Here is a 19,204-nt window from a genome sequence, read left to right as displayed (position 1 = left end):
GGGCACCGGCTCAGCTCAGCGAATCGATCAGGCACGCGCGCCGCAGATAACTCCGCGCCGCGACCGGATCGGCGGCAAGCGCGCGCAGCCTGTCGTGTTCGGCGCCGTCATCCGCCCGCAGCCGCGACCAGTTGTCGTGGCTGGTGCGTTGCACATGATCGACCGCGACGACCCGCCGTCGCCGCGCCGCCGCGCTCAGCACCTCGTCCGATGCGCCGTCGACGACATCGGCGAGCGCGGTGCACATGGCGACCGCGTCGTGGATGCCGCTGTTCATTCCGAGGCCGCCCAGCGGATTGTTCACGTGCGCGGCGTCGCCCATGAGCAAGACCCGCCCCACCCGGAACCGGTCGGTGACCCGCTGGTGCACCCGATACAGCGAGGAATGCAGAATCCGCCACGGTCGACCGAGATCGGCGACCCCGCGCAGCCGTTCGGGCAGTCTCGCCGCTTCGCCCTCGTCGGGAGTGTCGGCCGGTGTGGGCAGCAGCACCCGCCAGTGCTGCGGCGTCCGTAACAACACGAGCCATTCGTCCGGATCGAACACGTAGTTGATCGGGGCGATTCCGGGCAGTGCCGCGTCCAGATCCTCGTCCACCGAGGCGACGAGGAACCGTTCGGGATAGGTGGTGCCGTCGAATCTCGCGCCGATCGCGCGCCGCACCGCCGAATGCGCGCCGTCCGCGCCGATCACCCAATCCGCGTGCAGCGAAACGTGATCGGTGTCGACGCGTACCGAATCCGGGCCGGGGACGCAATCGCGCACCCGATGTCCGAATCGGACCTCGACCTCGGGCGGCAGCGCGGCGAGCAGAATCGGGGTGAGCCTGCTCTGTTCGCATTGCACGCGGAACGGGAAGGCGGTGTCCTGCGCGAGCACCGCGAGATCCAACGTCGCGATCTCGCCGCCGCGCCGGTCGCGATACTGGAAGGTGGGTGCGACGATACCGCGTTCGAGCAGTGTGCCCGCGACGCCGAGCGCGTCCAGCATTTCGAGGGTGGGCGGATGAAAGGTCGATGCCCGCGACTCCGCCGCCAGCTCCGCGCCCTCTTCGAGAACCGTCACGGTGACGCCGCGACGGGCGAGGGTGAGTGCGGCCGTCAGACCGACCGGACCCGCGCCGACGACCACCACGTGGGACGTGCTCATGATGTGTGCAGGGCGAATCGCCCCTCGACGCCGACGACCCTGGCCCCGGTGAAGAACAGCAGCGTTTCCGCCGTGCCCTCCTCGCCCAATCCTGAAAGTCCCCACGCCGGACGCGGAGTCATGAGATTCAGACTCATGATCGTCGAACCGTTGACCTTGACCTCACCCGCCCGGATGGTGCGCGCCACCGCCAGCGCCCGCTCGGTATCGGTGCCGCAGACATACCCTTCGAGCCCGTAGGGCACGGCATTGGCGATCTCGGCCGGATCGGCGTCCGCCTCGTAGGTGACGACGGCGGCGACCGGCCCGAACACCTCGTCGGGAAGATCCTCTTCCACCAGTGTGGGCGCGAAGTAGTTCCCGATCGCGGGCACCGAACCGAACGACCGGGCGGGACGATCGGCGATCGCCGCCCGCAGCATTCGCGTCTGGCGCGAATGGATCTGCGGCCCGAGATCGGTCCCCGGATCCAGCGGCGGCCCGACGGTGAGTTTCCCCAGGCGTTCCCCGATCGCCTCCATGATCTCCCCGGCCAGCCGTGCGGGCAGGATCAACCGTCCCAGCGCGCGGCACCACTGCCCGTTCAAGGTGGTGAGCAGTTCGGCGGCCATGCGGGCGGCGGTGTCGATATCGGCGTCGGGCAGCACGACCAGTGGATTGTGCCCGCCGAGTTCGAGTTGCACCGGCCGCAGGAGTGCGGCACTCGCCGTCGCGACCGCACGTCCGCCCGCGACACCGCCGGTGAACGACACGGCCTTGATCCTCGGATCGGAGACCAGCCGTTCCCCGGTTTCCGGACCGCCGTGCACCAGTTGGAACATGCCCGGCGGCACATGCGCGGCGATCGCCCTCGCCACCGTGACCGAGCTGAACGGACTCACTTCGCTCGCCTTGAGGATCACCGGACACCCCGCCGCCAGCGCGTTGGCCACCTTGTGCGCGGCCATCGGCGCGGGCGCGTTCCACGGCACCAGACACAGACTCGGTCCCAGCGGCAGGCGACGCACTTCGACGCCGTCGCGATCGGCGCGCAGAATTCCGTCTCGAACCTGTTGTGCGGCAAGGCGGAACGATCCGGAGACGATCACGCCGAGCGGCGCGGTCTGGCGCAACGGCACCCCGGTGCTCACCGCGTCGAGCGCGGCGATCGCGTCCAGTTCCGGTTCCAGTGCGTCGGCGATGGCATCGAGCATGTCGGGGTCGACCCGCCCGCGCGCCGCCGCGGCCACTTCGAGACTGCGCTCGACCCGCTCGGGCGCACTGCCCGTCGCGCGGACCGTCGTCGCGCCGGTGGCCGGATCTTCCAGGTCGAAGCCGAGATCGGTGGTCGCCTCGCCCCATTCACCGTCGACGAAATCCGTGATCGGCGTCAGTCGCGTATCCATCAACCCACCTCGGCCGGTGCGGTGGCGAACAGTTCGTTGGCCTTCGCCTCGGTCGCGATCTTGGCGACCTCGAGCATGCCGCGTTCGGCGGGAAAGGTCATGACCAGGCCCATCGCGAGATCGCGCAGCGCGCGTCCGGCCGAACCCTGCATCGACGCCGCGGACGTGCCGCCCGCCTTGAGCGCCCCGAGGGCGACTTGGAAACACGCCTCGGTGACCGAGCCCTTGCCCAGGCGCCACTGGGTGAAGACATCCTGCTTCGACTTGAACGCCGGCTCGGCGGTCTCGACCATGAGCTGATAGCGCAGCCACAGGTAGGCGGTCTGCAATTGCCGGGTCATCTCGCCGAACAGCACCTGGTGCACCGGTGAGGAAGCCACCGGTTTTCCGGTGTCGGCGAAGGTTTTCGAGGTCGCGGCGGCCAATGCCTCGTCGTAGACGTTCTGCGCGCAGCCGGTGTACACCGCCGCGATCGCGAGCTGATTCCCGACGAAACTGCCCCGGCTCCTGGTGAGCATCTTGGGAAACGCGCCCGGCACCGCGAGCGCCTCGTCGTCGGCGATGAACACATCGGTGAGCCGGATGCCGTTGTTGGCGGTTGCCCGCATGCCGAGACCGTTCCACGGCGCGCGCACGCTCACCCCCGGCGCGTCGCGCGGAACGAAGAACGTCGCGATGCCGTCGGCGGTGTCGTGGCCGTCGAGTTTTGCCGAGGTGAGGTAGTAGTCGGCGACGCCGGTCGCGCAGCCGAACGACTTCTCGCCGTTGAGAATCCAGCCGCCGTCGACCTTGCTCGCGGTGGTGGCGATGGTGATGTTGGCCGCTTCGGTCTTCACCGATTCGGAGGCGAAATTGGCCAGCCACACCCCGTCGGCCATACGCGTGAGGACCTTCTCCGCGAAGGCCCGCACCACCGGTATCTCGTCCGCGTCGAACAGTCCGGCGTCGATCGCCTCCAGCGGTAACAGGCCGCGCGAGGCGCTGGTGTTGTGGAAGAAGTACGCCAGCGCGGTCGAGGGACAGGCGGTGCCCATCGCGTAGGTGGCGGCGGCCAGGTCGCGCAGTCCGCCGCCGAGTCCGCCGAATTTCTCCGGCACGACCAGGCCGAGCAGGCCCGCGTCGCGCAGCAGGTCGACGTGGCCCGCCGGGAAGGTTCCCGTGGTGTCGGCGTGGTCGGCGGCCGCGCGCAACACGGGCAGGATCGAATCCACCCGCCGCGCGCGGTCGCGTTCCTCCGCGGTCATATCTTCGACAAGTCGTTCACCGATCATCTGACGAGTCCCTCGTAGTAGGTGCGGGCGTGGTAGAGCAGGGGAGCGGCTGACCGCGGCGTCGCCGCGTCCTGCACCGATCCGAGCAGTATGGTGTGATCACCGGCCGGATGACAGGCTGTGACGACGCAGTCCAGCCAGGCCAGCGAATCGGCCAGCACGGGGGATCCGGTCCAGGCGGTATCCCAGTCGCCGTTCGCGAAACGGTCCCTGCCCGCGATTTCCGGGGTCGCGAAACGGTCGCTGATATCCCGGTGATCGTGGCCGAGCATATTCACGGCGAAGACGCCGCTGCGCCGGATCATCCGGTACGTGGTGCCCGCCGAGGCCAGGCAGACCGAGATCAGCGGCGGGTCGACGGCGACGCTGCTGAACGAACTGGCCGTCATGCCGTATCTGCGGCCGTCACCGTTGCCGACCGTGGTCACCACGGTGACGCCGCTGGCCCATTGTGCCAGGACCGCCCGGAAGAATGTGGGATCCACCGCGTCTCTCGTTTCGTTAGTCGAAACACTGTCTCCCACAACGTAACGCTAGGTACCGGTTCGTGCAAGGGGAACGGGTGTGTCGTCCGTTTCCCATAGGGAAATTTCCTGCTTACACTGGCCGGGTGGCAGTCAGTGAATCCGAAAGTCCCAGTCGATCCATCGCCGCCGTCGAGCGCGCCATGGACGTCCTGCTGCTGTTCGGCCGCTCCGGTCGCGCCGACCTCGGCGTCACCGAAATCGCCACCGAACTCGGCATCACCAAGGCGGCTGTCCATCGCATCCTCACCGCGCTGCGCAACCGCGACCTGATCGCGTTCGAACCGTCCACGCGGCGCTACACTCTCGGCCACGCCGCCATCGCGCTCGGCCGGGCGTACATGGCGCGCACCGATTTACGCATCATGGCCGCGCCCGAGTTGCGTCGCCTGGCGTCGCTGACCGGCGAGACGGTGACGCTGTCGATCCGCCGCGGTGACACGAGAATGTACGTCGACCAGGTGGTGCCCGATCACGAACTGCGCGTGGAAGTGTCTCTGGGTGTTCCGTATCCGCTCTACGCGGGCAGTTCGTCGAAAGTGATCCTGGCCTACCTCGGCAAACAGGACATCGACGATTATCTGCGCAGGCAGGACCTGGTCGCCTTCACCGACGACACCATCACCAGCCGCACCGCTCTGCGCGCCGAACTGACCGCGACCCGCAAACGCGGATACGCGATCTCGCTCGGCGAACGCCAGATCGGCGCGGCGTCGATCGCCGCCCCCATCCTGGATCACGACGGCGGCGTCATGGCGGCCATCAGCGTCTGTGCCCCGCTGTCGCGCTTCGAGCCCCGCATCGACGAATTCGTCCCGATCCTGCTCAAATCCGGTCGTGCCATCTCGGCGCAATTGGGTTACGCGGGTTGATATTCAGAGGTTCGCGCCGGGTTTGAGCACGCCGAGGGCGGCGGCGGCGAGCACACTGCCCCAGATCGTCCAGACGTAGGGCAGGCAGCCGTCGACGCTGCGCCGGATGGCGCGTTCCACCTCGTCGGTCGAGCCGGTCGTCATCAGCGCGCCGAACGCGGGCCCGAAGGGGCGCAACGTTATTCGGATGCCGAGTCCGGCGGCGATGGACGCCGCGTACAGCAGGATCTTCACGCCGAGCCAGCGCGGCTCGGTGGTGACGCCGAACGGTTCGTCGACCGCGACGGTGTAGACACCGCACGCGGCGAGCGCGAACACCACCGCGTACCTGATCCCGAGATCGGTCCACAGCACCGCCCTGAACCGTCCGTGCGTGCGATGCTGGATGACGGTCAGCGTGAGCCAGCCCGCCGCGAATATCCATGTGCCGACCACGATCCACCAGGGAAACAGCGCGACACCGAACAGGGTCGCCCCGTGCGGGTCCAACGCCATCAGGGTGACCCCGCTCGGCAGGAACAGCACCAGGCAGACCTTGGGCGCGAGATCCAATCCACTCATGATGTGCAGCGCCGTCGCCCGAGCGCCTGGCGTGAGCGCCGGGTCGATGACATACCGGCTCGAATAGAACACGCCCAGGTCGCCGCCGAGCCAGAAGACGAACAACACGATGTGCACGATGATCCACCAGCCGTGCGGATGCGATCCCATATCAATCCTCTACGAGCGAAGGTGGCGTGAGGCGGGGCCGCGGCGACGAGGCCGGTCCGCCGGAGCAGGTGTCCGAATGGAGACAACGTATCCCTGTAAGAAACAATCGGCAACCGGAGCCAGCCGTGCGCCGCATGTCTCCGCGCACCCGAGGACTCAGCGAGATCGCAGAAGTCGGCGCGCCACCTCCAGGTGATCCGGCACGAGCGGCCGCCCGTCCTCGATCTCCCACAGACAGTTCTGGAGTACCCGCCCCAACGTCCACGCCTTCGCCCGCGCCCGGTCGAGCCCGATGATCTCGGTCATCGCGTCGAAGCGCCAGAGCACGTCCTCGGGAGCGAAACTGTTGTCGATCGCGGGCATCAGATCGAATCCTGGATCGCCGGCCAGTGGTTTCGGATCGATGGCGAGCCACGGTTCGCGATCACCCGCCAGGACGTTCTCGAAGTGCAGATCCCAGTGCAGCAGTTGATCACCCGGGTCGTCCATCACCTCGCGCACCGCGCCACCACACGATTCGAGCAGGCGGCGCTCGTCGGGGTCGTCGACGGTGGTCAATGCTTTCGGCAGGTCCGCCACCATCCGACGTGCGATGTCGCCGAGTCGACGCGTTCCCGGCGGCGCCTGGACCGAGGTGAGTCGTGCGAGCAATTCGGCGACGATCAGCACGGCCCGACGGGTATCCGCCGCTCCTCCCGCCGCGATCGTCGACAACATCCGTGCGGAGTCGAGGCGTTCGAGCAGCAACGTGCCGGTCTCCTCGTCGTAGTCGAGAAGCCGGACCGCTCCGTCGCCGTCCCACACCCGCAGCGCGACCGGCTCACCCTCGCTCTCCTCGTCGCGGTGCTGGAATTTGATCGCCGCGCGGGTACCGTCCGGGCGCACCACCGGCAACACGAGCGCGGCCATTCCGTGCATCGGGTCACCGTCGACCCGCAGTTCCCAGCGCCGGAGAAATTCGTCCATCCGTTCCGGCAGCGCCGCGATGAAGGCCCGACCACCCGCTCCGGCATAGGTGAACTGGGACTCGATCAATCCGCGCGGAATGGGTATTTCGACCACGTGGGCACCCTACCGAGACGATGATCACCGCGACCGCGACCGCGACCGCGACCGCGACCGCGACCGCGACCGCGACCGCGACCGCGACCGCGACCGCGACCGCGATCGGAACCGCGACCGGGATCGCGACAGCCACCGGGATCGTGACCGCCACCGCGAACGGATCCCGAGCGGGTGCGGTGGATAATCGGGTGCACGAGAAGACCGAGATCCGCGAATACGCGTCCGGCGATTCGGCGGCGGTGTCGGTCGGAGAGAGGTCGGATGTCCGAGCAACCGGGAGCCTTCGCGGACGACCCGTTCGACGGTCGCACTCCTACCGGCCATGAACGCATGACCGGCCTGCCCTGGGACGCCTCCTATCGCGACGGTCCCGCGCCGTGGGATATCGGCGGCCCGCAACCCGCCGTGGTACGGATCGCCTCGGACGGCGGATTCACCGGCGCCGTCCTCGACGCGGGCTGCGGCACCGGCGCGAACGCCCTGCACCTGGCCGCCTCGGGATTGTCGGTGCTCGGCGTCGACGTCGCCGAAACCGCCTTGGCGATGGCGCGCGAACAGGCCGAAAGTCGAGGTATCGCAGTCGAATTCGCGACCGCTGACGCGTTCGCCCTGCACCGGCTCGGCCGCACCTTCGACACCGTCCTGGACTCCGGACTGTTCCACACCTTCGACGCGGACGAGCGCGCGCCGTACGTGGACAGCCTGGCCGCGGTGACCGAACCGGGCGCCACGCTGTACGTGCTGTGTTTCAGCGACGAGGGCCCCGAGACCGGCCCGCACCCGGTCCGACGCGACGAACTCGACACCGCCTTCGCCCAGGACCGAGGCTGGAAAGTCGTCACGATCGAACGCGACCGGATCCACACCAGATTCCACGACAACGGCGCTCCCGCCTGGCTCGCCATGATCACGCGCGTGTCGAGGTGATCGGCGTGAGTCGATCGACAGCCCTTGCATCGGTGGGGTTTTCGATCGCCTCGGACGAACGTGCGGTGGCTCGAACCGTATCCGTCGCACCGCAACTCGCTTACCGGCCGCACTCGGCCCGCGACGCTGTCCTCAGTGCCGCTTGTGACGCCTGACCCGACGGGGAGGTGACGGAATCGACTGTCGTACGGCGACATTGACGACCCCCGGCGCGAGCGGATTCGAGTAGAGCGATTCGATCGCGGCGGCGTAGTTGCGCTCGACCACGTAGCGTCGCAGCGACATCTTGGGGGTGAGTTCCTCGTCGCCGGGAGTCCAGGCGTGGTCGAGCAGCATGAACCGCTTCACCTGTTCCGGGCGTGACACCGTGGCGTTGCCGTCGCGGACCGCGGCCACGACCTTCTCGCGGATTCCGGGTCGGTGGACGAGGATGTCGATATCGGCGGCGAGCACGCCCGCGGCGGCCGCGTCCGCCGCGATGGCGTCCGGATCGAGGGTGATCAGCGCGGTCAGATACGGTCTGGCCTCGCCGATGACCATGACGTGCCCGATCAGGAAGGACGCGGCCTTGATCGCGTTCTCGATGGCGGCGGGCGCGATGTTCTTTCCCGCGTCGTTGATGATCATCTCGCTCTTGCGCCCGACGACGAACAGGTTCCCCGCGGTATCGACGGATCCGAGATCGCCTGTGGCGAGCCAATTCCCGGCGCGGAACGCGCGCGCGGTGGTCTCGGGATCGCGGTGGTACCCGAGCATGACCATGGGTCCGCGAACCATGATCTCGCCGTCGGCGGCCAGGGCGATCTCGGTCCCGTGCACGGGTCGGCCGACGCTGCCGAAGGCCGGATCGTCCAGTGTCGTGGTCGTGCTGACCCCGGCCGCCTCCGACAGGCCCCACACCTGGGTCAGCCGGATGCCCAGACCCGCGAAATACGCGAGCAGATCCGCCGACACCGGGGCGGCCCCCGATGCCGCGAACCGAATGCTGTCCATACCCAACTGTCGCCGGACCCGCGACAACACCAGGGCATCGGCGATCCGGCGGCGGACCGGCAGCCGCCGGTAACGCGGCACACGTCGGGTTTCCGCGTCCGCGGCGCGCCGACCGATCTCGAACGCCCAGAGCGCGAGCGCTTTCCTGGCGTGACTCGGTTCGGCATCGATACGCGATTCGATCGCGACGCGCGCCTTCTGCCAGACCCTAGGCACACCGAAGAGCACCGTGGGACGCACTTGCGGGAGGACGGCGGCCATCAGGTGCGGGTCGGCGACCGAGGTCACCTGGATACCCCGCACCATTCCGGCGTAGTGCGCGGTGATGCGGTCTGCGATATGTGCCGCGGGCAGATAGGACACGATCCGATCGCCGTGATCGGCGGGCAGGTGTTCGCCGAGGCCGACGAGCTGGGCGAGGATATTGCCGTGGGTCAGCTCGACGCCCTTGGGCGGGCCCGTCGTTCCCGAGGTGTAGCTGATGGTGGCCAGGTCGTCGGGGCGGACCTCACGCCAGCGTGCCTCGAAATCGAAATCTGGGGCCGACATGCTCACCAGTTGCGCGAGTGACATGACGCCGGGCGAGAGCCCGTCCACGCAGACGATGTGGTCGAAGGCGACACCGGACTGGAGCAGCCTCGGCAGGAACTGCTGCTCGGTGATCATGATCCGGTTGCCCGCGTTCGCGCAGATGTAGGCGATCTGCGCGGGCGGCAGTGTGTTGTAGATCGAGAACGGGGTGGCCCCGACGTGGAGTGCGGCGGTGTCGACGAGGTGGAATTCGGGCCGATTGGTCAGCATGATGCCCACGGTGTCGCCGAAGCGGATATCGAGGGCGGCCAGACCTGCCGTGATCCGCCGGACCTCGCGCGCGTATTCCCGCCAGCTGTATTCCCTGCCGCCGCTCACCCGCAGCGCGATCGCCTCCGGCCGCACGGACCGCGTGGCCTGGAAGGCCTCCGGGAGCGTATAGACCGGGTAACCCAGGCTGTGCTGAAACGCGAAGAACCGCTCCCGACCGCGCATCGCACCCCTTCGTCCGATCAATCTTGAAGGAACAAAGAGTAACTTACTGACGGCCGTTCCGGACCTGAACGAACTCGAAAGATCGACTTTTAGAGCATTTTGAGCGTTCGTCCGGTTCGTCGTGTCGCCGCGTGAAATTGGTAATCCTGCTGTGAACTTTCATTAACTTACTGATCCGATGTCCAGAACGATGTTCGGGAGCTCCCGCCCTGCGTCGATCGGTTCTCGATGTGATCGCGGTGCGACGGTCGGTGGGAAGGTCTCGAACCGGTCGCCATCCGGCAGACCCGTGGTGTCATCGGTGGGCCGATGGGATGCTGTATCGGCAGCTGGTGGTCGACCGCTCGGGCCCGACGGCGAGTGAGAGCGGATTCGGTCCGAGTGGGCCACGAAAAGAACTTCCGACGTCAGCGCAACCGATCTCCACGAACCCCGGCGTGCCGGCGGCACGTCGTGAAAGGTGCGAATCATGAAGCTCACAGTCATCGGCGGTACCGGACGAATCGGCTCCCAGGTGGTGCGGAAGTTGACCGAGACCGGGCACCAGGCGGTCCCCGCGGCGCCGTCCACCGGCGTGGACCTGATCACCGGCGAGGGGCTGGACCGGGCGCTGGCCGGCGCGGATGTCGTGATCGACCTGGCCAATTCGCCGACATTCGACGAGGCCTCCATCGACTTCTTCCGCACCTCGATGAACAATTTGCTCAGGGCGGGGGAGCGGGCCGGAGTCCGACACCAGGTCGTCCTGTCGATCGTCGGGGTCGACCAGGTCCCCCAGCTCGACTACTACCGCGCCAAGACCATGCAGGAGGAACTGCTCAGACAGGGGCCGACCCCGTACTCCATCGTCCGCGCCACCCAATTCTTCGAATTCGTCGACGCGGTCATGGACTGGACCGCCGACGGCGACACCGTCCACCTGCCGACCACCCGCCTCCAGCCGATCGCCGCCGCCGACATCGTCGACGCGGTCATCGAGGTCGCGACGGGCGAGCCGCTGCTGGGAATCAGGAATGTCGCGGGCCCCGACGTCTTCCCCCTCGACGAACTCGGTCGGGTCACCCTGGCGGCGCACCACGACGACCGGACCGTCGTCACCGACGACGAGGCCGGAATGTTCGCGGCCGTCACCGGCGACGTGCTCACCGCGGGCCCGGACGCCCACCTGGCACCCACCCACTACCGGGACTGGCTCCAGAAAGTGTGAACGGGCGGAAGCGGTTTCCGGCGATCGGTCGAAAAATGTCACGGAGTGACAAATGAGACCGGATGTGTAAAGCTCGAGAATGCGAGCGGTGACCTACGTCACCGCTCGGCCTCGGCCGCATCGAGGCGGTCGAAACGCGCGGAAAGAGATCGATGGGCACGTTACGCGTCATTCAATGGACCACCGGTAAGGTCGGCAAACTCAGTCTGCGGGGGATTCTCGACGATCCACGCCTCGAACTGGCGGGCGTCTACGCCTATTCCGACGACAAAGCGGGCACCGACGCCGGACCGCTGTGCGGTCGTCCCGACACCGGCGTGCTCGCCACCAGGGATATCGACGAACTACTCGCACTCGGTGCCGACACCGTCCTTTACACCCCCTTCATGGCCGACCTCGACCACGCCGTGCGGCTGCTGGAGAGCGGTCTCGACGTCATCAGCACGAACCTCTTCCTGAACGTCGGCGGGATCCAGGGCGAGACGAAGGCGCGACTCGAGCAAGCGTGCGAACGCGGCAACAGTTCGCTCTACATCTCGGGTATCAACCCCGGGTGGATCAACACGATGACCGCCGCGATGACCGCGGTGTGCCGCGATGTGCAGATGGTCTCGATCGCCGAATCCGCCGATGTCTCGGTCTACGAATCCGCCGAGACCTGGCAGGCGCTGGGCATGTCGCTGCCCGAGGCGACACCCCAGGTGATCGAGATCGCCAAGATGTGGCTGAGCACCTTCCACGACGCCGTCCAACGGATGGCGGTCACGCTCGGATACGAACTCGACGACATGGAATTCTTCATCGAGCACGCGACCGCCTCGGAAAAGGTCGATCTGGGCTGGTTCTGCATGGAGAAGGACACCATCGCCGCCATCCGCGCCGGATGGAACGGCAAGGTGAAGGGCAAGACCGTGGTGCAGTCCAAGGTCGCCTGGTACCTCACCAAACAGCTGAACGCCGACTGGGATTTCCTCGACGATCACTACCACGTCGTCATCAAGGGCGAACCCGAAGTCGACACCCGCATCCGCTTCATCCCGCCCGACACCTGGGGCAACCACGAGTGGGACACCATGACCGCGATGCCCGCGGTCAGCGCCGTGCTCGATGTCGCCGCCGCCCCGGCGGGAATCCTCGGCCTGAAGGACGTCGGCCTGGTCACCGCGCCCGCGGGGATCTGGCAGCACGACTGAGACGACGAGCGCGAATGGAGTAGCGGAATACCCTAGCTCGACCTGTGCCCCGAACCGGACGATGGATTCGCGCAAGAACAGCGATCACATCTCTGGTGAGGAGACCATCATGGCGCAAACTCCAGCTATTCACGTCGGTTCCGATACTCGGGCCAAGTCGCAAGCGGACGCTCTCCGGGACGCGGAATTCGCGATCCGGGAGACCGGCCTCGCGGTGACCTTCACGTCCGATCCGCATATCGGCGGTGCGGGCGACCTCGACGGATCCGGCGTCGCGGTACTGGTCACCTGCTTGCCGCAGGGGTCGAGGACCTTCATCGAGGTCGTCGGCGCCAGCGATAACAGCGCGGCCGCCGAACAGGCCCGCAACAGAATTCGCACGATCACGATGGGCCCGCCCAGCTGACGTCGTGCGGTCACCGCCGTGCGTACGACGAGGCACTCGAACGCGCGAAGCGTCGAGCTCGTGACCGATCGAACATTTCCCGGGAATTCGACGTGGCATTCCCGGATGGAGTTCGGGCCACAGGCGGTCTGTGACCGTGGCCCGCCCTCGGTGGCCGCGCCGACGTCGTCGCGGCCACTCCACTCGCCTTCCGCGAGGACAGGATTCGGTATACGGGGATCGGCTGTGATGTAGGTCGCCCTACGACCCTCTGTCGGAGACATGGCGCCCCGCGTTAATCTGACTGCGGCGCGATCGCGAAACAGCTTGTTCCGCAAGCTCGTTCGCTCGATTTCGAGAATTCGACTCCGCGATCCGCGTCAGGTCACGCCGCGTGCCGTCCGTGCGCCTCGAGCTATCCGACGTACACCACGACTCCGTGAGACGGCGACGCGCATCCTCGCTAGGAGTCTCCGATGTCACTCCCGTCCAACACTTCACCCGCCTCGGGCGCCTGCGCCGGGTTCACCCGCCGCCGCGCACTCGTCGCGGCAGCCCTGCTGGCACTTCCCGGCTGCGGCGCCATCGGCGCGAGATCCGGTCCGGAGATCGAGCGACATCCCGAAGCCGGTGCGCCCCACTGGGATTACGACGCCGACGGTCCCGTGCGCTGGCCGGTGATCGACGGCCGATACAGCGCCTGCGGCTCCGGCGACAGGCAATCCCCGATCGACCTCGGCCATCCGACGCGCGTCGAGCCCGCCGAACACATCGATATCGAATACGGATCGGTTCCCTCGCTCGAACTGGTCAACAACGGTCACACGATCCAAGCGAACCTGCCCGCGGGCACCGGCCGGCACATCGTCGTCGACGGACGACGTTTCGCCTTGACCCAGTTCCACTTCCACGCACCGAGCGAGCACATCGTCGACGGAGTCGGCGCCGCCATGGAACTGCACCTGGTCCACGTCGCGGACAGTGGCGCGGTCGCCGTACTCGCGGTCCTGCTGGAAGTAGCGGGGCAGCGATCGGCCTTCACCGAGGTGCTGGCCGAGCTGCCACAGGCCGGGGCGACGCGCGCCGTCGGCGCCGTCGATCTGCGCACCGTCCTGCCGAGCGACCACGCCCAGTTCCGCTACGAAGGCTCGCTGACCACGCCACCGTGTACCGAAGGGGTGGCCTGGACCGTCCTGCGTCACCCGGTCACGGTCACCCAGGACGAACTCGACCGCTACCTGGTGCGATTCCCGCACACCAACCGCCCCGCCCAGGCGCTCAACGGTCGACCGGTAGTGCTCGCCGGAGGGTGACGACGCGCCGAAAAGCGAACCGACGGATCGGCTCTGCCCGACATGTCAAGCACCTGTCCGCTTTTCAGGAGTTGTGAATCACCGTAGCGGCATTCGTCAGTGGATCCTCCAGACAACCGTGCGGACCCTGGAGCGGAGCCGGTGGCGGCACTCACGATGGGACATCAACCCGTCGGACCCGCCACCGGGCAACCGGTGGCCGATCGCTGGAGGCTCCATGCCGACACCGCCGCCCTCCACCCGCGTTCTCGCGCGCCGCCCCCGGGGTGCGGCGCAGATCATGCTCGGTGCCGTGATACTCACGACCGCGACCCTCGTCCACGCCCCCTCCGCGCTCGCCGACGACGCCTGTTCGGTCCCCACGACGGTGGGTTCCCTCGTGGACGCACTGCACTCCCTCGCGACGGTCACCCCGCAGACCCTTCCCGTCGTGCACGGCAGCCGCACGGCGATCGTGGTGCTCGGATACGGTCTGCTCCCGGACGGGAGTATGCGACCCGAGCTGATCGACCGGCTCCGGGCGGGATACCTGCAAGCCCTGCTCGCACCCGCGTCGCCGATCATCGTCACCGGCGGCAACCCGCACAACGGCATCACCGAGGCGCGGGCGATGGCGGACTGGTTCGGCCGCCAGTGCATTCCGGCCGATCGGGTGCACATCGAACCCGACGCCGACTCGACCCGGCAGAACGCCGAACACTCCGCGCGGTTGATGCACGAACTCGGCGTCCACGACGCGGTGGTGGTCACCTCGGCCGATCACCTCGACCGTGCCGTCGAAACCTTCCATGCCGCAGGCGTCGACGTCATCGGAACGGTCACCTCCGACGTGATGCCGCAGTCGGCCGCGTCGCAGTTCTGAACCCGAGTCCTTTCGTCCGCGGCCGTCAGGGGGCGAACGGCGAATGGAACGAGGGACCGATCCCGAAAGCGGGGAAGTCCTCGATGTGATCGTTCGCCGCCTCCGCGACGGGTGTGGTGAGAGAGACGTTGTCGCCCGTCATCCGCATGATGATCCGTTCCATCGCGGGCAGGATCTCGGCGCTGTCCAAATCGCCTGCGGCACAGCGACCGACGAGCGCGTAGGTCATATTGGTGAGCACGAGGCCGAGGTCGGCGGCGTAGTCGGGCTGAATTCCGGCGAAGATCTGGGCCGCGACGGGCAATACCGCTTCGAAACCCTTCGCGTCGAGGCGATGACCACCGGGGATCGACCGGGCCCGGAAATACGGTTCGAGCATGTGGGGATTGTGTTCCCAGGGCTCGAACACGTAGCGCAGCATCCGTATCAAACCCTCGGCCAGGGTCTCTTCCGGATGCGGCGGTGCCAGCTCGCGATAGATATGAGCGTCCACCCATTCGGTGATCGCCGCGAGTACCAACTCGTCCCGATTCGGATACCTCTGATAAATGGTGCTCATCGAGACACGGGCGACACGTGCGACGTCGCGCAACTGAAGGGCGTCGTACCCGTCGGATTCCAGCAACGCCCACACGGCGTGGGTGATCCTGGTACCCGGATCCACACTCGCCTCACCCTCCATACCCCTACGATAACTGCGTTACCCACAGGAGCGCGGATGGGTGGGTGCCATCGTCGGAGTCCAGGCGCCGCGGCGGAAAGAGTTCGGGCAGTGCCGACCTCTGAAGGTCGAACACTGCCCGAAATCCATCTGGTGTCCGGAGGGGGTTACATCCGCTAACCACACGGATCGACCTGTGGAAATGACCGGCTCTGCGGAGGTGATGCTCGGGAGTGGCCTGCTCGACTGAATCCACTTGTATGTCTGATCGGGCCCGGCGCCATCGTGGGTGGCCTCCTCGGAGCATGCCTGGTCCTGATGGGGGCGTCAGCATCCCCTGGGTGTGCTGGTCGGCGGAACCGTCGGCGGTTCGATCATGGGCGGCCCGGACATGCTCACAGCGCTGGGACCGCAGCCGACCTGACCTCACGACGGGCAACACCTGACACCGCGAGGTGTTTCGCGGTGCTGTCGGTTCTGGTGGCCGCTCAGGTCCGTGAGGGTAGGCGCACGGTGCGGGTGAAGAAGGTGTCGATCTGGTTGATGGCGTCGGTGAACTGGTCCAGGTCCACCGGTTTGGTGACGTAGGCGTTGGCGAAGAGTCGGTAGCTGCTCATGATGTCGTCCTCGGAGGAGGAGGTGGTCAAGATGATCACCGGAAGATCCGCCAGGTCTTCCTCGGCGCGGATCCGGGCCAGGACTTGGCGGCCACTGTATTTGGGCAGGTTCAGATCCAGCAGTACCAGGTCCGGGCGCGGCGCCTGGCTGTACTCGCCGCGGCGGAACAGGAAGTCCAGGGCCTGCTCACCGTCGCGCACCACGTGCACGGTGCTGTCGTGGGTGTTGTCCGCGAACGCTTCCAGGGTCATCAACTCATCACCGGGGTCGTCCTCGACGAGCAGGATGACGATCGGACGCACGGGGGCCGTCACGGTGACCACCCCGGCTCGAGTTGTCCGAGCCCGCCGATCACGGGCTTACCGTGACACGAATTCTGTCGCTGTGCGTACCGCATCGACCGGTCTCCCTTCCCGTAGATCGAGCCGGAAGCACCCGAGCACTCCCGAAGATAAACGCGCACACTAGCCGAAAAAAATCTGTAGTGGCAAGGGTAGACATTGTGCCGGGAGGGGGTTAATGTCGCTGTCGTTGCAGAGGACAAGGGCCGAATGGCCGGGCAGGTGAACTGCCCGGAAGACCCAAGAGTTCGACCGTCCCCTCCGGCGGAGAAGAGAATCCGGTGCACTCGGCCGGTCCGCCGGAGGGGATGAGGAAATACCCCGTAGACGCAGGTTGGTTCGATCAGGGAGGTGGCTTACTGCATCAGTTACTCGACTCTTCCGTGCCCGAGGATCGGGCACCTTGTTCGACGCCGACCCGACCGGTCGGCCAACAGAGCAAAACCTGAATCCCCCTTCGTAAGTTCATGGGCCCCGGCGCACAGTGCGCCGGGGCCCGTCGGCGTTGAAACCCCGAGAGGTGTTGTGGACCCAGCGAACCCGAAACCCGACAGCGGCGCGACGGCTGCTGATCGGCTCGATGACGAGCACTATCGCGCCTACAGCATGGGCAGGGCCGCGGAGATCCTCGGTGTCACCGCGGCGTTCCTGCGCAGCCTCGGCGCCGCCGAACTACTGGCCCCGCAACGCTGCGAGGGCGGGCACCGCCGCTACTCCCGCTACCAACTTCGTCTGGCCGCCCGCGCCCGCGAACTCCTCGACCGGGGCACATCACTGGAAGCGGCGTGCCGGATCATCGAGTTGGAAGACCAACTCGCTGTGGCCGTGGAACTCAACGCCGAACTGACCCGACAGAATCCGACCGGCGCCCATCCGGATCATTGACCCCGCATCCCCGATTCAGGCGCGGGGGTGTGTGCGTCGGTGCCGAACAGCACCCGATCCATGTCCTCGCGTAGCGCGCCGAGGTCTTCCGGGCCGCCGATCTCGGGCAGTTCGGCCACGACCGCGGCCGCGATGACGCGCAGTTCGATGTTGAGGGCTTGCGAGGCGGCGCGCAGGATCGCGAAGGCGTGATCGGCGTCGACGCTGTAGACGAGCATCACCGCGCCTTTGGCCTGCTCGATGGTCTCTCGCGCGGCGGCGACCACGGCGGAATCGGCCGGGATACCCGCGGGCGGTGTCGTGTCGTCCATCCCCGCATCTACCCACCGGCGTCGGACTCGAACCCGACTGACGAGGCCGAAAATCCCGGTATCGGCCGTGGGCGGGGATCGTCGTGCACCGCCCTCGCGCCCGTTCGGGGTCCGGCGGTGGGTTTCGACACCGGTATCTGCTTGCCCGCGACACACCGCGTCGACGCCGCGATCTTCTCTTCGCAGAGATAGGGCCGGTAGTGTCGCGGCTCGTCACGGCCGGTGTTCGGGCAATGGGACTGGTCGTGGCATCCACACCGCGGTAACCGTGTGCCTGCCCGGGATATCGGTCCCCTCCACATCCCGGACAGGCACACCGCCGAGCAGGCATTCGCTGTGCTGCGGTGGCGATCGCAGGAGACCAACTGCCGTAGCCATCCGGTCAAGCGGGCTCACCGGCGCGCACTTTCTCCGGTGTCCCGGCAGTCCGCGACCGCAGAAGCTGATCTTTCGGCCGCCCGCTGACCCAATGGGTGCAGGTCACCGGGTATTTGCGTGAACTCAGGCCTGTGGTGTCGGCGGGTAGGCTGAGCGTGTCGGGGACTTTTCGTACGGGACCATCCGTGGTCGCGTCGTCACCCGGCGAACGAGCAGGGCCCGCCACTGCACGGTCCCGGTCAGGAGCGTCGTGATGACGCGACAACTCGAGCCGATCCCGCTGGACCGGTCTTCACGCTTCTGCCTTCGCAGCGGTGTTCCGTCGATGTCCCGGCGGTCACCGACACCGCGAGCACGCCGCCTCGAGGCGGTGGATGGGGCGTGGTGGCCCCGCACGACGGACTTGATCGCCGAACTCGCTGACCTGGATGTCTTGCTGGCCGGTCGGGTGGGCGGTGTCGATCGAATCATGTACAGGCTCGACGCGTGGCAGCCGACGCCGCGGCGCACGGTGATCGGTGGGCGTTCGGTCCACCTGGACGGATACCGACATCTGCCGACCCACACACTCTGCGTCCTGGGCCTTGACCGCACCCGCCCGGCAGACTGTCGCTCGTCCTCCGTGAAATCCCCGATTCCTGTGGGAGGCCTGGCATGACACAAAATCCGTCGCAGGACCGGGGCGCCGCCGATCGCGGCCTGGGCCGATTCCGGGCGACCGCCGGTGGTGGGCAACCGTTCGACACCCCGACCAGGACACCGCGGCTGCTGCTGCGCGGCCGTGATGAGGAATCCGGCGACATCGACGGTGCTTGGTGGCCCAGAACCGACAACCTCACCACCGAACTGCACGACCTGATCACCGCACTCACCACTCGCTTGGGCGCGACCGCGCGGATCACCTTCGACTGGAACGCGCTGAGTGTGTCCCAACGTGACATCGACCCTCCCGACCGGATCGAGGTCACCGGGCCGCTTCCGGACCAGCCATCCCAGGTGATGTATGTCTTCGGCTCTCACGAACGTCTTCGATTGTTGGTGATCGATCCCTCCACCACCGCGGATCACGCCGAGGCGCAGATGCACGAGGCCGTGAGCGCCGACGCGGAGCACCCGCGACCATGAA

At 67.1% G+C, this 19,204-nt stretch carries 21 protein-coding genes; 11 read left to right on the top strand and 10 right to left on the bottom strand.

What is annotated here, in order from left to right:
• Nucleotides 1–10: 10 nt before the first annotated feature.
• Genes JZ792_RS08820 through JZ792_RS08805 form a run of 4 tightly spaced genes read right to left on the bottom strand, consistent with a single transcriptional unit; the run spans nucleotide 11 to nucleotide 4,291 of the window.
• Nucleotides 11–1,150: an FAD-dependent oxidoreductase gene (locus tag JZ792_RS08820; protein WP_216908669.1), complete on the bottom strand. Its 1,140-nt coding sequence runs from the start codon at nucleotides 1,148–1,150 to the stop codon at nucleotides 11–13.
• Entirely contained in the window at nucleotides 1,147–2,535 is a 1,389-nt protein-coding gene (locus tag JZ792_RS08815; protein WP_216908667.1) for an aldehyde dehydrogenase family protein, read from the bottom strand. Before JZ792_RS08815 ends, JZ792_RS08820 begins: the two co-directional genes overlap by 4 nt.
• Entirely contained in the window at nucleotides 2,535–3,806 is a 1,272-nt protein-coding gene (locus tag JZ792_RS08810; protein ID WP_254189523.1) for an acyl-CoA dehydrogenase family protein, read from the bottom strand. The genes JZ792_RS08815 and JZ792_RS08810 overlap by 1 nt, the downstream gene beginning before the upstream one ends.
• Entirely contained in the window at nucleotides 3,803–4,291 is a 489-nt protein-coding gene (locus JZ792_RS08805; RefSeq protein WP_157978544.1) for a flavin reductase family protein, read from the bottom strand. The genes JZ792_RS08810 and JZ792_RS08805 overlap by 4 nt, the downstream gene beginning before the upstream one ends.
• 125 nt (nucleotides 4,292–4,416) lie before the next feature.
• Between JZ792_RS08805 and JZ792_RS42910 the strand changes: the two genes are divergently transcribed.
• Nucleotides 4,417–5,202, top strand: a complete 786-nt coding sequence (locus JZ792_RS42910) for an IclR family transcriptional regulator (RefSeq protein ID WP_216908665.1) — start codon at nucleotides 4,417–4,419, stop codon at nucleotides 5,200–5,202.
• 3 nt (nucleotides 5,203–5,205) lie between these two features.
• Here JZ792_RS42910 and JZ792_RS08795 read toward each other — a convergent pair whose 3' ends face one another.
• Nucleotides 5,206–5,913: a hypothetical protein gene (locus tag JZ792_RS08795; protein WP_216908663.1), complete on the bottom strand. Its 708-nt coding sequence runs from the start codon at nucleotides 5,911–5,913 to the stop codon at nucleotides 5,206–5,208.
• 156 nt (nucleotides 5,914–6,069) lie between these two features.
• Nucleotides 6,070–6,975 carry an aminoglycoside phosphotransferase family protein gene (locus JZ792_RS08790; protein ID WP_308165213.1) on the bottom strand — a complete coding sequence of 302 codons (906 nt, stop codon included), beginning with the start codon at nucleotides 6,973–6,975 and terminating at the stop codon, nucleotides 6,070–6,072.
• On the opposite strand from JZ792_RS08790, the gene JZ792_RS08785 reads away from it, so the two are divergent.
• Together JZ792_RS08785 and JZ792_RS08780 are read left to right on the top strand one after the other, a co-directional pair.
• The gene (locus JZ792_RS08785) at nucleotides 6,959–7,162 is read left to right on the top strand and encodes a hypothetical protein (protein ID WP_216908661.1); all 204 of its coding nucleotides are present in this window, start codon (nucleotides 6,959–6,961) and stop codon (nucleotides 7,160–7,162) included. The genes JZ792_RS08790 and JZ792_RS08785 overlap by 17 nt on opposite strands.
• A gap of 77 nt (nucleotides 7,163–7,239) precedes the next feature.
• Nucleotides 7,240–7,905: a class I SAM-dependent methyltransferase gene (locus JZ792_RS08780; RefSeq protein ID WP_254189522.1), complete on the top strand. Its 666-nt coding sequence runs from the start codon at nucleotides 7,240–7,242 to the stop codon at nucleotides 7,903–7,905.
• Between the two features lie 132 nt (nucleotides 7,906–8,037).
• Here the strand turns inward: JZ792_RS08780 and JZ792_RS08775 are convergent, their stop codons facing one another.
• A complete protein-coding gene (locus tag JZ792_RS08775; protein WP_216908659.1) occupies nucleotides 8,038–9,924 on the bottom strand; it encodes an AMP-dependent synthetase/ligase in 1,887 nt (628 codons plus the stop codon).
• 469 nt (nucleotides 9,925–10,393) lie between these two features.
• Here JZ792_RS08775 and JZ792_RS08770 point away from each other — a divergent pair, with 469 nt between their 5' ends.
• From JZ792_RS08770 to JZ792_RS08750, 5 genes are all read left to right on the top strand, one after another.
• Complete coding sequence (locus JZ792_RS08770) at nucleotides 10,394–11,131, top strand: SDR family oxidoreductase (RefSeq protein ID WP_216908657.1); 738 nt, start codon at nucleotides 10,394–10,396, stop codon at nucleotides 11,129–11,131.
• 152 nt (nucleotides 11,132–11,283) lie between these two features.
• Complete coding sequence (locus JZ792_RS08765) at nucleotides 11,284–12,324, top strand: NAD(P)H-dependent amine dehydrogenase family protein (protein ID WP_216908655.1); 1,041 nt, start codon at nucleotides 11,284–11,286, stop codon at nucleotides 12,322–12,324.
• A gap of 109 nt (nucleotides 12,325–12,433) precedes the next feature.
• Complete coding sequence (locus JZ792_RS08760; RefSeq protein WP_216908653.1) at nucleotides 12,434–12,730, top strand: hypothetical protein; 297 nt, start codon at nucleotides 12,434–12,436, stop codon at nucleotides 12,728–12,730.
• 455 nt (nucleotides 12,731–13,185) lie between these two features.
• Entirely contained in the window at nucleotides 13,186–14,022 is an 837-nt protein-coding gene (locus JZ792_RS08755) for a carbonic anhydrase (RefSeq protein ID WP_216908651.1), read from the top strand.
• A gap of 217 nt (nucleotides 14,023–14,239) precedes the next feature.
• A complete protein-coding gene (locus tag JZ792_RS08750) occupies nucleotides 14,240–14,884 on the top strand; it encodes a YdcF family protein (protein ID WP_216908650.1) in 645 nt (214 codons plus the stop codon).
• A gap of 25 nt (nucleotides 14,885–14,909) precedes the next feature.
• Here the strand turns inward: JZ792_RS08750 and JZ792_RS08745 are convergent, their stop codons facing one another.
• Both JZ792_RS08745 and JZ792_RS08740 read right to left on the bottom strand, forming a co-directional pair.
• On the bottom strand, nucleotides 14,910–15,566 hold the full coding sequence (locus JZ792_RS08745) for a TetR/AcrR family transcriptional regulator (RefSeq protein WP_254189521.1): 657 nt from the start codon (nucleotides 15,564–15,566) through the stop codon (nucleotides 14,910–14,912).
• 467 nt (nucleotides 15,567–16,033) lie between these two features.
• Nucleotides 16,034–16,477 (bottom strand): response regulator, encoded by a 444-nt coding sequence (locus JZ792_RS08740; protein WP_216908648.1) that lies wholly within the window; start codon nucleotides 16,475–16,477, stop codon nucleotides 16,034–16,036.
• Between the two features lie 633 nt (nucleotides 16,478–17,110).
• Between JZ792_RS08740 and JZ792_RS08735 the strand changes: the two genes are divergently transcribed.
• The gene (locus JZ792_RS08735; protein WP_216908843.1) at nucleotides 17,111–17,389 is read left to right on the top strand and encodes a MerR family transcriptional regulator; all 279 of its coding nucleotides are present in this window, start codon (nucleotides 17,111–17,113) and stop codon (nucleotides 17,387–17,389) included.
• Here JZ792_RS08735 and JZ792_RS08730 read toward each other — a convergent pair.
• Entirely contained in the window at nucleotides 17,383–17,700 is a 318-nt protein-coding gene (locus tag JZ792_RS08730) for an ANTAR domain-containing protein (RefSeq protein ID WP_216908646.1), read from the bottom strand. The genes JZ792_RS08735 and JZ792_RS08730 overlap by 7 nt on opposite strands.
• Nucleotides 17,701–18,331: 631 nt before the next feature.
• Between JZ792_RS08730 and JZ792_RS41905 the strand changes: the two genes are divergently transcribed.
• Nucleotides 18,332–18,736: a DUF5994 family protein gene (locus tag JZ792_RS41905; protein ID WP_308165212.1), complete on the top strand. Its 405-nt coding sequence runs from the start codon at nucleotides 18,332–18,334 to the stop codon at nucleotides 18,734–18,736.
• The gene (locus JZ792_RS08725) at nucleotides 18,733–19,203 is read left to right on the top strand and encodes a DUF5994 family protein (RefSeq protein WP_216908644.1); all 471 of its coding nucleotides are present in this window, start codon (nucleotides 18,733–18,735) and stop codon (nucleotides 19,201–19,203) included. The genes JZ792_RS41905 and JZ792_RS08725 overlap by 4 nt, the downstream gene beginning before the upstream one ends.
• The last annotated feature ends 1 nt before the right edge of the window (nucleotide 19,204 follow it).

Source organism: Nocardia noduli (assembly GCF_019038455.1).
Lineage (GTDB): Bacteria > Actinomycetota > Actinomycetes > Mycobacteriales > Mycobacteriaceae > Nocardia > Nocardia noduli.
The sequence above is the reverse complement of the archived record's forward strand: the minus strand, read 5'-3'. Positions and strand labels throughout refer to the sequence as shown.

What these genes read in the sequence shown, in the direction of transcription:
- JZ792_RS08820 (WP_216908669.1), bottom strand. Translation starts at nt 1,150, where the DNA reads ATGAGCACGTCCCACGTGGTGGTCGTCGGCGCGGGTCCGGTCGGTCTG.
- JZ792_RS08815 (WP_216908667.1), bottom strand. Translation starts at nt 2,535, where the DNA reads ATGGATACGCGACTGACGCCGATCACGGATTTCGTCGACGGTGAATGG.
- JZ792_RS08810 (WP_254189523.1), bottom strand. Translation starts at nt 3,806, where the DNA reads ATGATCGGTGAACGACTTGTCGAAGATATGACCGCGGAGGAACGCGAC.
- JZ792_RS08795 (WP_216908663.1), bottom strand. Translation starts at nt 5,913, where the DNA reads ATGGGATCGCATCCGCACGGCTGGTGGATCATCGTGCACATCGTGTTG.
- JZ792_RS08785 (WP_216908661.1), top strand. Translation starts at nt 6,959, where the DNA reads ATGGGTATTTCGACCACGTGGGCACCCTACCGAGACGATGATCACCGC.
- JZ792_RS08780 (WP_254189522.1), top strand. Translation starts at nt 7,240, where the DNA reads ATGTCCGAGCAACCGGGAGCCTTCGCGGACGACCCGTTCGACGGTCGC.
- JZ792_RS08775 (WP_216908659.1), bottom strand. Translation starts at nt 9,924, where the DNA reads ATGCGCGGTCGGGAGCGGTTCTTCGCGTTTCAGCACAGCCTGGGTTAC.
- JZ792_RS08770 (WP_216908657.1), top strand. Translation starts at nt 10,394, where the DNA reads ATGAAGCTCACAGTCATCGGCGGTACCGGACGAATCGGCTCCCAGGTG.
- JZ792_RS08765 (WP_216908655.1), top strand. Translation starts at nt 11,284, where the DNA reads ATGGGCACGTTACGCGTCATTCAATGGACCACCGGTAAGGTCGGCAAA.
- JZ792_RS08760 (WP_216908653.1), top strand. Translation starts at nt 12,434, where the DNA reads ATGGCGCAAACTCCAGCTATTCACGTCGGTTCCGATACTCGGGCCAAG.
- JZ792_RS08755 (WP_216908651.1), top strand. Translation starts at nt 13,186, where the DNA reads ATGTCACTCCCGTCCAACACTTCACCCGCCTCGGGCGCCTGCGCCGGG.
- JZ792_RS08750 (WP_216908650.1), top strand. Translation starts at nt 14,240, where the DNA reads ATGCCGACACCGCCGCCCTCCACCCGCGTTCTCGCGCGCCGCCCCCGG.
- JZ792_RS08745 (WP_254189521.1), bottom strand. Translation starts at nt 15,566, where the DNA reads ATGGAGGGTGAGGCGAGTGTGGATCCGGGTACCAGGATCACCCACGCC.
- JZ792_RS08735 (WP_216908843.1), top strand. Translation starts at nt 17,111, where the DNA reads ATGGGCAGGGCCGCGGAGATCCTCGGTGTCACCGCGGCGTTCCTGCGC.
- JZ792_RS08730 (WP_216908646.1), bottom strand. Translation starts at nt 17,700, where the DNA reads ATGGACGACACGACACCGCCCGCGGGTATCCCGGCCGATTCCGCCGTG.
- JZ792_RS41905 (WP_308165212.1), top strand. Translation starts at nt 18,332, where the DNA reads ATGACGCGACAACTCGAGCCGATCCCGCTGGACCGGTCTTCACGCTTC.
- JZ792_RS08725 (WP_216908644.1), top strand. Translation starts at nt 18,733, where the DNA reads ATGACACAAAATCCGTCGCAGGACCGGGGCGCCGCCGATCGCGGCCTG.